Origin of the sequence: Mesorhizobium sp. J428 (assembly GCF_024699925.1) — a bacterium.
Taxonomy (GTDB): Bacteria; Pseudomonadota; Alphaproteobacteria; order Rhizobiales; family Rhizobiaceae; genus Mesorhizobium_A.
In genome coordinates, this window is the sequence record NZ_JAJOMX010000001.1 from 989,152 (window position 1) to 1,002,749 (window position 13,598).

At 66.7% G+C, this 13,598-nt stretch carries 13 protein-coding genes and 1 pseudogene; 11 read left to right on the forward strand and 3 right to left on the reverse strand.

Going from position 1 to position 13,598, the window contains the following annotated elements:
* Positions 1–14 precede the first annotated feature (14 nt).
* From LRS09_RS04990 to LRS09_RS05040, 11 genes and pseudogenes are all read left to right on the forward strand, one after another.
* Positions 15–941: a 3-keto-5-aminohexanoate cleavage protein gene (locus tag LRS09_RS04990; RefSeq protein ID WP_257804636.1), complete on the forward strand. Its 927-nt coding sequence runs from the start codon at positions 15–17 to the stop codon at positions 939–941.
* 167 nt (positions 942–1,108) lie between these two features.
* Positions 1,109–2,188: a carnitine 3-dehydrogenase gene (locus LRS09_RS04995; protein WP_257804638.1), complete on the forward strand. Its 1,080-nt coding sequence runs from the start codon at positions 1,109–1,111 to the stop codon at positions 2,186–2,188.
* Positions 2,189–2,345: 157 nt separating this feature from the next.
* Positions 2,346–3,509, forward strand: coding sequence for an acyl-CoA dehydrogenase family protein (locus tag LRS09_RS05000; RefSeq protein ID WP_257804639.1), 1,164 nt, complete (start codon positions 2,346–2,348; stop codon positions 3,507–3,509).
* Between the two features lie 227 nt (positions 3,510–3,736).
* Entirely contained in the window at positions 3,737–4,459 is a 723-nt protein-coding gene (locus LRS09_RS05005; protein WP_257804646.1) for a DUF2161 domain-containing phosphodiesterase, read from the forward strand.
* Entirely contained in the window at positions 4,456–6,171 is a 1,716-nt protein-coding gene (locus LRS09_RS05010; protein ID WP_257804649.1) for an acetate--CoA ligase family protein, read from the forward strand. Before LRS09_RS05005 ends, LRS09_RS05010 begins: the two co-directional genes overlap by 4 nt.
* Positions 6,105–6,701 (forward strand): acetate--CoA ligase family protein, encoded by a 597-nt coding sequence (locus LRS09_RS05015; RefSeq protein WP_257804650.1) that lies wholly within the window; start codon positions 6,105–6,107, stop codon positions 6,699–6,701. Before LRS09_RS05010 ends, LRS09_RS05015 begins: the two co-directional genes overlap by 67 nt.
* Positions 6,702–6,798: 97 nt before the next feature.
* The gene (locus LRS09_RS05020) at positions 6,799–7,578 is read left to right on the forward strand and encodes a carnitinyl-CoA dehydratase (RefSeq protein WP_257804651.1); all 780 of its coding nucleotides are present in this window, start codon (positions 6,799–6,801) and stop codon (positions 7,576–7,578) included.
* A 247-nt stretch (positions 7,579–7,825) separates the two neighbouring features.
* Positions 7,826–8,781, forward strand: a pseudogene (locus LRS09_RS05025) (alpha/beta hydrolase).
* Positions 8,778–9,134: a DUF4087 domain-containing protein gene (locus tag LRS09_RS05030; protein ID WP_257804652.1), complete on the forward strand. Its 357-nt coding sequence runs from the start codon at positions 8,778–8,780 to the stop codon at positions 9,132–9,134. Before LRS09_RS05025 ends, LRS09_RS05030 begins: the two are co-directional and overlap by 4 nt.
* 131 nt (positions 9,135–9,265) lie before the next feature.
* Positions 9,266–10,216, forward strand: coding sequence for a cation diffusion facilitator family transporter (locus tag LRS09_RS05035; protein WP_257804653.1), 951 nt, complete (start codon positions 9,266–9,268; stop codon positions 10,214–10,216).
* Positions 10,209–10,688 (forward strand): GNAT family N-acetyltransferase, encoded by a 480-nt coding sequence (locus tag LRS09_RS05040; RefSeq protein WP_257804654.1) that lies wholly within the window; start codon positions 10,209–10,211, stop codon positions 10,686–10,688. The genes LRS09_RS05035 and LRS09_RS05040 overlap by 8 nt, the downstream gene beginning before the upstream one ends.
* Before the next feature lie 233 nt (positions 10,689–10,921).
* On the opposite strand, the gene pcaF is transcribed toward LRS09_RS05040, so the two are convergent.
* The 3 genes from pcaF to LRS09_RS05055 are packed head-to-tail and all read right to left on the reverse strand — an operon-like array spanning position 10,922 to position 13,516.
* Positions 10,922–12,130, reverse strand: coding sequence for a 3-oxoadipyl-CoA thiolase (gene pcaF, locus LRS09_RS05045; protein ID WP_257804656.1), 1,209 nt, complete (start codon positions 12,128–12,130; stop codon positions 10,922–10,924).
* A 1-nt stretch (position 12,131) separates the two neighbouring features.
* Complete coding sequence (locus tag LRS09_RS05050) at positions 12,132–12,800, reverse strand: 3-oxoacid CoA-transferase subunit B (protein ID WP_257804657.1); 669 nt, start codon at positions 12,798–12,800, stop codon at positions 12,132–12,134.
* Complete coding sequence (locus tag LRS09_RS05055; protein WP_257804659.1) at positions 12,797–13,516, reverse strand: 3-oxoacid CoA-transferase subunit A; 720 nt, start codon at positions 13,514–13,516, stop codon at positions 12,797–12,799. The genes LRS09_RS05050 and LRS09_RS05055 overlap by 4 nt, the downstream gene beginning before the upstream one ends.
* Positions 13,517–13,598: the final 82 nt, after the last annotated feature.

Consider the following 13,598-nt stretch of genomic DNA (forward strand, 5'->3'; position numbering starts at 1 on the left):
CGGAGGAGATTGCCATGCCGCTCGAAATGAACCGCGAGGTCTTCATCACCTGCGCCGTCACAGGCTCGGGCGGCACGCAGGACCGCTCGCCGCACGTTCCCCGCTCGCCGAGAGAGATCGCCGACTCTGCCATCGCCGCGGCAAAGGCGGGCGCCGCGATCGTCCACTGCCATGTCCGCGATCCCGAGACCGGCAAGCCGCGCCGCGATGTGCACCTCTACCGCGAAGTCACCGAGCGCATTCGCGACGCCAATGTCGACGTGGTGCTGAACCTCACCGCCGGCATGGGCGGCGACATAGTATTCGGTAGCGTCGAGAAGCCGCTGCCGCTGAAGGAGGCCGGCACCGACATGGGCGGCGCCACCGACCGCGTCGAGCATGTCCGCCAGTGCCTGCCCGAGATCTGCACGCTCGACTGCGGCACGATGAACTTCGCCGAGGCCGACTACGTCATGACCAACACGCCCGGCATGCTGCGCGCCATGGGCGGCATGATGACGGCGATGGGCGTGAAGCCGGAGATCGAGGCCTTCGACACCGGCCATCTCTGGTTCGCGAAACAGCTCGTCGAGGAAGGCGTCCTGAAGCCGGACGCCCTGGTCCAGCTCTGCATGGGCGTGCCGTGGGGTGCACCGGACGACCTGAACACCTTCATGGCCATGGTCAACAACGTGCCGAAGACCTGGACCTTCTCCGCCTTCTCGCTCGGCCGCAACCAGATGGCCTATGCGGCGGCTGCCGTGCTCACCGGCGGCAATGTCCGCGTCGGGCTGGAGGATAATCTCTGGCTCGACAAGGGCGTGCTCGCCACCAACGCACAGCTGGTCGAAAAGGCGGTGACGGTGATCGAGAACATGGGCGCGCGCGTCATCGGCCCGGAGGAAGTGCGCAAGAAGCTCAACCTGACCAAGCGCGCGCCGGTTTCGGCGAAGGCGGCTTAGTGTTGCTGAACTTGCGCCCCCTCCACCGCCTTCGGCGGTCCCCCTCCCCGTAAACGGGGGAGGATATAGGCCGCGAACATCGCGACGGCCGATCCTCCCCTGCGGAGCGGGGAGGGGGACCACGCGAAGCGTGATGGAGGGGGCATCATGTTTGCGGGAGACATCGCATGACAATCACCAAAGCAGCCTGCATCGGCGGCGGCGTCATCGGCGCGGGTTGGGTTGCCCGCCTCGTGCTGAACGGCATCGACGTCGCGGTGTTCGACCCGGACCCCGAGGCCAAGCGCAAGGTCGACGAGGTGATGAAGGGCGCCCGCCGCGCCTACAGGCGCATGGCCACCGCCGGCCTGCCGAAGGAAGGCAAGATCACCTACGCCAGGACGATCGCCGAGGCGGTCGCCGACGCCGACTTCATCCAGGAAAGCGTGCCGGAGCGGCTCGACCTCAAGCACAGGGTCCTGGCCGAGATCGACGCGCATGCGCCCTCCTCCGCGCTGGTCGGCTCGTCCACCTCCGGCATCAAGCCGACCGACATGCAGGTGGCGATGAAGAAGCATCCGGAGCGGCTGGTCGTCGGCCATCCGTTCAACCCGGTCTACCTGCTGCCGATCGTCGAGATCGTCGGCGGCGAGCAGACCTGGCCCGAGGCGATCGAACTCGCCCGCGACTATTATGCTGGGATCGGCATGAAGCCGGTCGTCATCCGCAAGGAGATCGAGGCCTTCGTCGGCGACCGCCTGCTGGAAGCCATGTGGCGCGAGGCGCTGTGGCTGATCAAGGACGGCATCTGCACCGTCGAGGAACTGGACGACATCATGCGCTACGGCTTCGGCCTGCGCTGGGCGCAGATGGGCATGTTCCAGGTCTACCGCATCGCCGGCGGCGAGGCCGGCATGCGCCACTTCATGGCCCAGTTCGGTCCCTGCCTGTCTTGGCCCTGGACCAAGCTGATGGACGTGCCGGAGTTCAACGACGAGCTGGTCGACCTGATCGCCTCGCAGTCCGACGACCAGTCTTCGCAATGGTCGATCCGCGAGCTGGAGAAGATCCGCGACGAAAACCTGATCGGCATCATGGAGGCGCTCGCCAAGGCCGACAAGGGCAAGGGCTGGGGCGCCGGCGAGCTGCACAAGACCTATGTGAAGCAGCTCGGCAAGGGGGCCAAGGCGAAGGTGTCCAAGGCGGCGGAGAAGGCGAAAGCGACGAAGCCGAAGAAGGTCGAAGCCAAGAAAAAGAGGAAGGGCTGAGTTGTGGTTATCCAACACCCCCCTCTGGCCTGCCGGCCATCTCCCCCTCAATGGCGGAGATTAATCGCGTCGCCGAAGCTGCCAATCTCCCCCTTGAGGGGGAGATGGCCGGCAGGCCAGAGGGGGGTTCGTCGCACAAGGGACGGGAGTCACACCCATGAACTTCGGCCTCACCGACGAACAGAAGCTCATCGTCGAGACGACGCGGTCCTTCGTCGAGACCGAGCTCTATCCGCACGAGGCGGAGGTGGAGCGCACCGGCAAGCTGGAGATGGACCTGATCCGCGAGCTGCAGAAGAAGGCGATGGCCGCCGGCCTCTACGCCGCCAACATGCCGGCCGAGGTCGGTGGCGCGGGGCTCGATACGCTGTCCTGGCTGCTCTACGAGAAGGAGCTCGGCCGCGCCAACTACGCGCTACACTGGACCTGCGTCGCACGCCCCTCCAACATCCTGCTCGCCGGTACCGACGCGCAGAAGGAGAAATATCTCTATCCCTGCATCCGCGGCGAGACCTGGGACTGCCTCGCCATGACCGAGCCCGGCGCGGGCTCCGACCTGCGCGGCATGAAGGCGACCGCGCGCCAGGACGGCGACGACTGGGTGCTCAACGGAACCAAACATTTCATCAGCCACGCCGACATCGCCGGCTTCGCGATCGTCTTCATGGCCTCGGGCGAGGAAGACTCGCCGCGCGGCAAACGCAAGAAGATCACCGCCTTCTTCGTCGACAAGGGCACGCCCGGCTTCACCGTCCGCGACGGCTACCGCAACGTCTCGCACCGCGGCTACACCAATGCGATCCTCGAATTCGACGATTGCCGACTGCCCAGGGAGCAGATTTTGGGCGAGGTCCACAAGGGCTTCGAGGTGGCGAATTCCTGGCTCGGTGCCACCCGCCTGCAGGTCGCCTCCACCTGCCTCGGCCGCGCCGAACGCGCCCTGCAGCACGCCATCGAATATGCCGCGCAGCGCGAACAGTTCGGCCAGCAGATCGGCAAGTTCCAGGGCGTCTCGTTCAAGCTCGCCGACATGGCGACCGAACTGAAGGCGGCGGAGCTTCTCACCCGCGAGGCCGGCTGGAAATACGACGCCGGCACCGTCACCGACGAGGACATGGCGATGGCCAAGCTCAAGGCGACGGAGGTGCTAGCCTTCATCGCCGACGAGGCGATCCAGATCCACGGCGGCATGGGCCTGATGGACGACCTGCCGCTGGAACGCATCTGGCGCGACGCCCGCGTCGAGCGCATCTGGGAGGGCACGAGCGAGATCCAGAGGCATATCATCAGCCGTGCGCTGCTCAGGGCAGTGGGTGGATGAAGAGCTATGCAGCGCCCTGTCCTTCTCCCCTTGTGGGAGAAGGTGGCCGAACCGGAGCGTCAGCGAAGGTGAGGCCGGATAAGGGCTGCGTGGAGCGCGAGGGCGCAGGATTGATGCCAGTCGCGTCTCGCTCCAATGCGTCTCGCCCCGTCCAACACCCCTCATCCGTCTCGGCCTTCCGCCGATCCAGCTTCTCCCACAAGGGGAGAAGGACTAGACCTTGCCCTATGACCCGAATCCGCGAGACCGACCTCTATCTCCCCGTGAAGCGCCTGCTCGAAGCGCAAGGCTACACGGTCAAGGGCGAGGTCGGCGCCGTCGATGTCGTCGCGGTGCGCGAAGGCGACGAGCCGGTCATCGTCGAGTTGAAGGCCGGCTTCTCGCTCTCTCTGTTCCATCAGGCCATCGCTCGGCAGACGATCACCGATGCGGTCTACATCGCCGTGCCGCGCGGCACCGGGCGCGCCTCGATGACTGCGCTTGCCGACAACACGGCGCTCTGCCGACGGCTCGGCCTCGGCCTCGTCACGGTCCGCCTGTCCGACGGCTTCGTCGAGATCCACTGCGACCCGGCGCCCTACAGGCCGCGGCAGTCCAAGCCGCGCAAGACCCGACTGCTACGCGAATTCGCGAAGCTCGTCGGCGATCCCAACAGCGGTGGATCGACCCGCCGCAAACTTATCACCGCCTACCGCCAGGAAGCGCTCATGTGCCTGCGGATGCTGACCGAGCAGGGTCCGACCAAGGCGTCGGAGATCGCGCGGCAGACCCGCATCGCGCATGCGCGGCGGCTGATGGCCGACAACCATTACGGCTGGTTCGAGCGCGTCGAGACGGGCATCTACGCCCTCAGCCCCAAGGGCCTCACGGCGGCGGCCGACTACGCCGTCGAGATCGAAAAGCTCGTCTCCAGCCGAGTCCCTGACCCGGACGCCACGATCGCCCCATGACCCGCCTCGAACGCCTGCTCCGCCCGAAATCCATCTGCGTCGTCGGCGGCGGCGGCTTCGGCACCAATGTCGTCAGGCAGACGCTGAAGATGCGGTTCCCGGGCGAGCTCTGGGTCGTCCACCCGACCAAGGACACGGTCGAAGGTGTCACGGCCTACAAAACCATCGCCGATCTGCCCGGCGCGCCGGATGCAGTCTTCATCGGCGTCAACCGTGGCCTCACCATCGACGTCATCCGTCAGCTGCGCGCCAGGGGCGCGGGCGGCGCGGTGTGTTTCGCGGCCGGCTTCCGCGAAACCGGCGACTACGATGCCGACGGCGAGCGTCTGCAGCGCGAACTGGTCGAGGCCGCCGGCGACATGCCGGTGATCGGGCCGAACTGCTACGGCCTGATCAACTATGCCGACGGCGCGCTGCTGTGGCCCGACCAGCACGGCGGCCGCCGGCTCGCGCCAGGCGAGACGGGTGCCGCGATCATCACCCAGTCCTCCAATATCGCCTGCAATCTGACCATGCAGACCCGCGGCCTCCCGGTCGCCTATCTGATGACGGCCGGCAACCAGGCGCAGACCGGCCTGTCCGAAATGGCGCTCGGGCTGATCGAGGACACCAGGGTCTCCTGCCTCGGCCTGCACATCGAGGGCTTCGACTCGGTGGCAGGCTTCGAGCGCCTCGCCGCCCGGGCACGCGAGCTGAGGAAGCCGATCGTAGCGATGAAGGTCGGTCGCTCGGAACAGGCCCGCGCCGCCACCGTCTCGCACACCGCCTCCCTCGCTGGCTCCGACGCCGCCTCGGATGCATTCCTGCGCCGCCTCGGCATCCCCCGCGTCGACACGATCCCCTCTTTCCTCGAAACCCTGAAGCTGTTCCACGCCGTCGGTCCGCTTCACGGCAACACGCTGTCCTCGATGAGCTGCTCCGGCGGCGAGGCCTCCGTCATGGCCGACAGCGCCGAGGGGCGCCGCGTCCGCTTCCCGGCCCTGGCGCCCGAGCACAAGGCGCGCGTGGCCGAAGCACTGGGACCGCTGGTCGCCGTCGCCAATCCGCTCGACTACAACACCTACATCTGGAACAACGAGCCGGCGATGACCGCGGCCTTCTCAGCGATGGTGTCCGGCGGCTTCGACCTCAACATGCTGGTGCTCGACTTCCCGCGCACCGACCGCTGTTCGGACGCCGACTGGTGGCCGACGGTCAATGCCTTCGAGACGGCGCTGAAGGCGAACGGCGCGAAAGGCGCGATCGTCGCGTCGATGGGCGAGAACATCCCCGAAGCCCACGCCGAGGACCTGCTGCGACGCGGCATCGTGCCCATCCTCGGCATCGCCGAGTCGATGGACGCGGCCGAGGCGGCGGTGGTTGTTGGAGAGGCGTGGGCGCGGGCGGCTGCACCGCCGATAGGTTCCGCCGCATCCCCCCCTCTGCGCTGCCGGGCATCTCCCCCTCAAGGGGGGAGATTGCGCATCAGGAGAGGTCTGCCCCTAGCGCAAACGCAGATAAAAGAGACCCGTTGGCAGAACTGCCGATCTCCCCCCTTGAGGGGGAGATGCCCGGCAGGGCAGAGGGTGGTATCGCCGCCGCCACTCCCGACGAAGCCGCCGCCAAATCCCTCCTCGCCGCGGCCGGCCTGCCCGTCCCCGAGGGCATGCGCGCCACGAGCGCCGATGAGGCCGTCGCTGCCGCCGAGACGCTCGGCTATCCCGTCGCCTTGAAGGCGCTGGGCGTCGCGCACAAGTCCGAAGCCGGCGCGGTGAAACTGAACCTGCGCGACGCCGAAGCCGTGCGTGCCGCTGCCGCCGCCATGGCCGGCCTCGGCACGGGCCTCTATGTCGAGCGCATGGTCACCGGCGCCGTGGCCGAACTCATCGTCGGCGTCAACCACGACCCGATGTTCGGCCCGGTGATGACCGTCGGCAGCGGCGGCGTGCTGGTCGAGCTGCTAAAGGACTCGCGCACCCTGCTCTTGCCGTCGGGCCGTGACGAGATCGAGGCGGCGCTCCGCTCGCTCAGGCTGTTCCCGCTGCTCGACGGCTATCGCGGCCGGCCGAAGGCCGATCTTGCCGCCGCGATCGACGCGATCGCAGCCATTGCCGCTTTCGCGCTCGCAAATGTCGACGAACTGGTGGAACTCGACGTCAATCCACTCATACTATGCGAACGTGGCGCTTGGACGGCGGACGCGCTGATGGTGTTCGCCCCGATCTCAGACTTTCAGCGAGGTCGCATCCAAACCGCAACTTGAGGTATTGCCCACCGGTATTTTCCTGAAATATCCCACCCCGTCGAGCGGCTCGCCGGTCGCCCCCAGCTTGACGACGAGCATCGTGCCGGAGGAGTTCATGTCCGTTATCAAACTGCGCAGTGACGGCCCCGTGCTGGAGGTCACACTCGACCGGCCGAAGGCCAATGCCATCGACCTCGCCACCTCGCGCATGATGGGCGACACGTTCAAGGCCTTCCGCGACGATCCGGACCTGCGCGTGGCGATCGTCAAGACGGCCGGAGACAAGTTCTTCTCCGCCGGCTGGGACCTCAAGGCGGCCGCCTCCGGCGACGCGGTTGACGGCGACTACGGTGTCGGTGGCTTCGGCGGGCTGCAGGAACTGATCGACATGAACAAGCCGGTGATCGCCTGCGTCAATGGCATGGCGGTCGGCGGCGGCTTCGAACTGGCGCTGTCCTGCGACCTCATCTACGCTTCCGAGCACTCCTCCTTCGCGCTGCCCGAAATCCGCGCCGGCACGCTTGCCGACGCCGCCACCATCAAGCTGCCGAAGCGTATCCCCTATCACGTCGCCATGGACCTGCTGCTCACCGGCCGCTGGATGGACGTCCACGAGGCGCACCGCTGGGGCCTCGTCAACGAGGTGCTGCCGGCCGACCGGCTGGAAGCCCGCGTCTGGGAGGTCGCCCGCCTGCTCGCCTCCGGCCCGCCGCTCGTCTTCTCCGCCATCAAGGAGGTCGCCCGCGAGGCCGAGTCCATGGGATTCCAGGAAGCGATGAACTGGATCACCAAGCGCAAGTTCCGCACCGTCGACACGCTCTACGCCTCGGAAGACAACATGGAAGGCTTCAAGGCCTTCGCCGAGAAGCGCGATCCGGTGTGGAAGGGGAAGTAGTGGTTCACCCAGATGTAAAGGCAACCTACAGGATTTGCTTCCTCGCCCACATCGAGCTTAGTCGCATAAGGGACATGACCACGTCTTTAGCTTCCTTCGGCCCAATTTCGATCGCCGATTCTGAACGTGTCGTCGACGTCGATGTCAGAAAGCCCAGAAGGATCGACCATCTTCGGCGTCAGCTCACAGAGTGGGAACGCTGGGGATTTGTGCGTTGGTCCGAAAAGCCCGATCCGGAGCAATCACTGTGACCGACTACACCGACCTGCTCGACGCCGAGACCTGGGCCTTCGTCGAGCGGACCAACTCCTTCTATCCGCCCGACACGATCGACTACACGATCGTCGAGCAGCGCGAGATCTACGACCGGATGTGCCGCGAGTTCCATGCCGGCTATCCGGACGGGCTGGCCACCGAAACGACGGCGATCTCCACCCCGGCGCACGACATCCCCATCCGCATCTACCGCGCCGCGCGGCCCGACGCGGCTGCGATGGTGCTCTATTTCCACGGCGGCGGCTTCATGCTGGGCGGGCTGGAGAGCCATGACGACGTCTGCGCCGAACTCTGCCAGCGCACCGGCTTCGAGGTCGTCTCGGTCGACTACCGGCTTTGTCCCGAGCACATCTATCCGGCCTGTCACGAGGATGGCTACGCCGCCTTCGAGTGGGCGGCAGAGACCTATGCCGACCGCGCCATCGTACTCGCGGGCGACTCCGCCGGCGGCAACATCGCAGCGGCGATCGCCGGCCGCTACCGGCGCCATGCGCATACGCCGGCCGGCCAGTACTAATCTATCCCGGCCTCGGCGGCGACCACACGAAGGGCTCCTATGTCACCCACGCCGACGCGCCGCTCTTGTCGATCCGCGACATGGCCTTCTACCAGAAGATCCGCACCGGCGGCGCTGATGTGTCGAAGGACGCCGGCTTTGCACCGCTGCGCGACACGGACTTCTCCGGCCTGCCGCCGACCGTCTGCGTCACCGCCGAGTGCGATCCGCTCTCCTCTGACGGCCCCGCCTATCGCGACGCCATCCGCGCCGCCGGCGGCAGGGCGATCTCGATCGAGGAGAAGGGATTGGTCCACGGCTATCTGCGCGCGCGGCACACGGTCGGGCGCGCGCGAAAAAGCTTTGCGCGGATCGTCGCCGCCGTGCGAATGCTTGGCCTCGGACACTGGAACGAGGACGCCCTGACATGAAACTGCCCCTGGCCGCCGCCTTCCTCGCTCTGGCGGTCCTTCCCGCCGGGGCGGCGGAGAACCGCTGCGGCTGGCTCGTAAACCCGACGCCGGGCAATTATTGGCTGACCGACAAGGACGCGACCTGGATCCTCGCCACGCAGGGCATCGAGGCGCCGGACGAGGTGATGATGAACCTGCCGGAGTTCGACGAGCGCGAATATGTCGCTACCAACGGCAATTACGGCTATGGCTGCGCCTGCATCAGCGTCGATGTCGACACGGCGAACAACAAGGTCCTGCGCGTCTATTCCGGCAAGACCCTGCCGCTGAAACGCTGCAAGGCCGACAAGAGCCTGCCGTCGCCCTATTGAGCGGCCGGCTAGAGCAATTCCAGCAAAAGTGCGCAGCGGTTTTGCGTTCGGAATTGCGCAAAAACAAAGAGATAGAGCATTTCCGGTGAACCAGTGTTCGCCGGAAATGCTCTAGCGGAAACGGAGGCGACATGGCGAGCCAGGGCGGATCGAAGACGGTCATCTATGCCGCGCTGGCGGGCAACCTGCTGATCGCGGCGACCAAGTTCGTCGCGGCCTGGTTTACCGGCAGCTCGGCAATGCTGTCGGAAGGCGTGCACTCGCTGGTCGACACCGGCAATGGCGGGCTGCTGCTCTACGGCATGCACCGGGCCGCCCGTCCGCCGGACAGCAGCCACCCGTTCGGCCATGGCCGCGAGATCTACTTCTGGAGCTTCGTCGTCGCGCTGCTGGTCTTCGCGCTCGGCGCGGGCGTGTCCTTCTACGAGGGCGTGATCCACATCATGCATCCCGAGGAGATCAAGAACCCGCTGGTCAATTTCATCGTCCTCGGCCTGTCGATCGTCTTCGAGGGCTCGTCCTGGTATGTGGCGCTGCGCGAATTCCGCAAGACCAAGGGCAATCTCGGTTACATAGAAGCCGTCCGCAAATCCAAGGACCCCAGCGTCTTCACCGTCCTGTTCGAGGACTCGGCCGCTTTGCTCGGCCTGGTCATCGCGCTCGCGGGCGTCGCCGGCGCGCATCTGCTGCGCATGCCGGAGCTCGACGGCGCGGCCTCCATCGGCATTTCGCTCGTGCTGGCCGGCACGGCGATCTTCCTCGCCCGCGAGACCAAGGGGCTTTTGATGGGCGAGCCCGCCTCGCCTGAAATCCAGGCGCGCGTGCTCGAAATCGTCCAGGCCGATCCCGCCGTGCACAAGGCCAACGGCGTGCTGACCGTCCATATCGGTCCACACCAGATCGTCATCGGCCTCAGCGCCGATTTCGAGGACACGCTGACCACGCCCGAGATCGAGGCCTGCGTCGAGCGCATCGAGGCAAGACTGCGCGAGGCGGTGCCGGAGATCACCGGCGTCTTCGTCAAGCCGCAGACCTCCGGCGAATGGCGCCAGCGGCGCGACGAGATCCTGGCCAATGGCTGATCTGTCGCCCATCGGCGAGGAGGCGCTGCCCGCCATCCTTGCGCTCAACAACGAGCATGCGCGCGAACTCTCCTGGCTGGAGCTGCCGAAGCTCAGGCATCTCGTCGGCGAAGCCTTCCTGGCGCTGCGCGCCGGCGAAGCCGACGCCTTCCTGCTCGCCTTCGACCAGGACGCCGACTACGATTCCGTCAACTTCCTCTGGTTCAAGGCCCGCTACCCGCGCTTTGCCTATGTCGACCGCGTGGCCGTTGCCAGCCATGCCCGCGGTCGCGGCCTCGCCCGCGCCTTCTACGAGACGCTGTTCGCCAGGGCCCGCGCCGCCGGCCACACCGTCGTGGCCTGCGAGGTCAATTCCGACCCGCCCAATCCCGGCTCCGACGCATTCCATGCCGCGATGGGCTTTCGGGAGGTGGGATCGGCCGCGATCTACGGCGGCGAGCGGTCGGTGCGGTATTTCGTGCGGGAACTGTAGGGGGCCAGGGCGAGCGCACCGGCGCAACGCCGCAACGCCACAACGCCACAATCACCCCCTCACCGTCACGCTTCGCGTGCCACCTCTCCCCCTGCCCGGGGGAGAGGAGACGTCAATCGCCGAGGCGCGACGCCGACACTGCCACTCCTCGCCCCCATGAAATGGGGAGAGGTGGATCGGGCGAAGCCCGAGACGGTGAGGGGGCTTGCACCCGTCGAGTTATGCGAGAGCGCTCACACCCTCTCGATCGCGATTGCGATGCCCTGGCCAACACCGATGCACATGGTGGCGAGCGCGAGCTTGCCGCCGGTCTCGCGCAGTTCCAGCGCCGCCGTGCCGGCGATGCGCGCACCCGACATGCCGAGCGGGTGGCCGAGCGCGATCGCGCCGCCGTTCGGGTTGACGTGCTGCGCGTCCTCGGCAATGCCGAGTTCGCGCAGCACGGCGATGCCTTGGGAGGCAAAGGCTTCGTTCAGTTCGATCACGTCGAAGTCTGACGGCTTGAGCCCGAGCCGCGCGCACAGCTTCTGCGTCGCCGGTGCCGGCCCGATGCCCATGATGCGCGGCGCCACGCCCGCGGTGGCCACGCCCAGAATGCGCGCGATCGGGGTAAGGCCGTATTTCCTCGCCGCTTCGGCCGAGGCGATGATCAGCGCTGCCGCGCCGTCGTTGACGCCGGACGCATTGCCCGCCGTCACCGTGCCGCCTTCCTTCTTGAACGGCGTGCCGAGCTTGGCCAGCGCCTCGATCGTCGTGCCCGCGCGCGGATGTTCGTCCTTCGACACGATCACCGGGTCACCCTTGCGCTGCGGGATCGTGACGGACACGATCTCCTTGCCGAGCCGGCCCGAATTCTGCGCCGCCACCGCCTTGTCCTGGCTCCTCACCGCAAACGCATCCTGCGCCTCGCGCGTCACGCCGAACTCCTCGGCGACGTTCTCGCCGGTCTCCGGCATCGAATCGACGCCATACTGCTTCTTCATTAGCGGGTTGACGAAGCGCCAGCCGATCGTGGTGTCGTAGATCTCGGCATTGCGCGAGAAGGCTTCGGATGCCTTCGGCATCACGAAGGGCGCGCGGCTCATCGATTCCACGCCGCCCGCGATCATCAGCTCCGCCTCGCCGGCCTTGATGGCCCGCGCAGCGATACCGACCGCGTCCATGCCCGAGCCGCACAGCCGGTTGACCGTCGAGCCGGGGATCTCCTTCGGCAGGCCGGCGAGCAGCACCGCCATGCGCGCGACGTTGCGGTTGTCCTCGCCCGCCTGGTTGGCGCAGCCATAGATCGCATCGTCCACCGCGCCCCAGTCCACGCCCGGATTGCGCTCCACCAGCGCCTTCAGCGGCACCGCCGCCAGATCGTCCGCCCTGACCGACGACAGCGAGCCCCCAAACCGGCCGATCGGTGTCCGGATATAGTCGCAGATATAGGCGTCGGTCATGTCAGAGCTCCGGAACGTTCAGGTCTTTTACAGTGCCATCGGTCACCAGCGTCGCCCCGGTCAAGGCCCGCAGTTCGTCGAGGCTCATGCCCGGCAGCTTTTCACGAAGGTGAAATTGGCCGCCCACGATGTCGATGACGGCGAGGCTGGTGAAGACGGTCGTCACGCAGCCGACGCCCGTCAGCGGCAGGCGGCACTGCTTGAGCAGCTTCGGCTTGCCGTCCTTGGTGACATGGTCGGTGACCACCCAGACCTGCTTGGCGCCATGCACGAGGTCCATCGCGCCGCCGACGGCGGGCACCGAGCCTGGGCCCGTGCTCCAGTTGGCGAGGTCGCCGTTCTCGGCCACTTCGTAGGCGCCGAGCACGGCCACATCGAGATGGCCGCCGCGCACCATTGCGAAGGAATCGGCATGGTGAAAGAACGCCGCGCCCGGATTGAGCGTCACCGCCTTCTTGCCGGCATTGATCAGATCCCAGTCCTCCTCGCCGGCTGGCGGCGCCTCGCCGAAGTCGAGGATACCGTTCTCCGTGTGGTAGACGACTTCGCGCCCCTCAGGCTTGAACTTGGCGATCATCTCGGGGAAGCCGATGCCGAGGTTGACATAGGCGCCGTCGGGCAGGTCCTGCGCCGCGCGCCAGGCGATCTGGGCGTTGGAGAGCTTCTTCATGCCTTCGCTCCCTCGCGCAGCAGCGCCTCTTCCTGGGCGGGATGTGCCACTTCGACGATCCGGTTCACGAAGATGCCCGGCGTCACGACGTGTTCCGGATCGATGCCGCCCGGCTCCACAACGCGGCTCGCCTGCACGATAGTCGTCTTCGCCGCCATCGCCATCAGCGGCGAGAAATTGCGCGCCGCCTTGCGATAGGTGAGGTTGCCCTTGCGATCCGCCACGTCGGCCTTGATGATCGCGACGTCCGCTTTCAGCCAGCGCTCCTGCACATACATCCGCCCGTCGAACTCGGCCTGCGGCTTGCCCTCTGCGATCCGCGTGCCGTAGCTCGTCGGCGTGTAGAAAGCCGGGATGCCCGCGCCGCCGGCGCGGATGCGTTCGGCCAGCGTCCCCTGCGGCACCAGTTCCAGCCCGATCTTGCCGGCGAGATAGGCATCGGTGAACGCCTTCGGATCGGACGAGCGCGGGAACGAGCAGACCATCTTCGCGACCATGCCCGCATAGATCATCGCCGCGATGCCGACGGCGCCGTTACCGGCATTGTTGTTGATCACCGTCAGGCCGCCGGGAGAACCCGTCCGCTTGTAGCGGTCCACGAGCGCATGGATCAGCTCGACGGGAGCCCCCGCGCCCCCGAACCCGCCGATCATCACCGACATGCCGTCCTGGATGCAGTCGAGCGCATCCTCGATACTGGAATAGACCCTGCTCATCCTCGCTCCAGACTCAACCGCGCTCGCCCAACCTTGCGCTCGAAGTTCGTATTGCGAACTTTTGTTTGGTATGCGATACTTT

Bases quoted from the DNA above. Each gene is read 5' to 3' on its own strand.
- LRS09_RS05055 (WP_257804659.1), bottom strand. From the start codon at position 13,516: ATGAGCAGGGTCTATTCCAGTATCGAGGATGCGCTCGACTGCATCCAG.
- LRS09_RS05050 (WP_257804657.1), bottom strand. From the start codon at position 12,800: ATGAAGAAGCTCTCCAACGCCCAGATCGCCTGGCGCGCGGCGCAGGAC.
- LRS09_RS04990 (WP_257804636.1), top strand. From the start codon at position 15: ATGCCGCTCGAAATGAACCGCGAGGTCTTCATCACCTGCGCCGTCACA.
- LRS09_RS05010 (WP_257804649.1), top strand. From the start codon at position 4,456: ATGACCCGCCTCGAACGCCTGCTCCGCCCGAAATCCATCTGCGTCGTC.
- LRS09_RS05030 (WP_257804652.1), top strand. From the start codon at position 8,778: ATGAAACTGCCCCTGGCCGCCGCCTTCCTCGCTCTGGCGGTCCTTCCC.
- LRS09_RS05015 (WP_257804650.1), top strand. From the start codon at position 6,105: ATGCGCGCCACGAGCGCCGATGAGGCCGTCGCTGCCGCCGAGACGCTC.
- LRS09_RS04995 (WP_257804638.1), top strand. From the start codon at position 1,109: ATGACAATCACCAAAGCAGCCTGCATCGGCGGCGGCGTCATCGGCGCG.
- pcaF (WP_257804656.1), bottom strand. From the start codon at position 12,130: ATGACCGACGCCTATATCTGCGACTATATCCGGACACCGATCGGCCGG.
- LRS09_RS05000 (WP_257804639.1), top strand. From the start codon at position 2,346: ATGAACTTCGGCCTCACCGACGAACAGAAGCTCATCGTCGAGACGACG.
- LRS09_RS05005 (WP_257804646.1), top strand. From the start codon at position 3,737: ATGACCCGAATCCGCGAGACCGACCTCTATCTCCCCGTGAAGCGCCTG.
- LRS09_RS05020 (WP_257804651.1), top strand. From the start codon at position 6,799: ATGTCCGTTATCAAACTGCGCAGTGACGGCCCCGTGCTGGAGGTCACA.
- LRS09_RS05040 (WP_257804654.1), top strand. From the start codon at position 10,209: ATGGCTGATCTGTCGCCCATCGGCGAGGAGGCGCTGCCCGCCATCCTT.
- LRS09_RS05035 (WP_257804653.1), top strand. From the start codon at position 9,266: ATGGCGAGCCAGGGCGGATCGAAGACGGTCATCTATGCCGCGCTGGCG.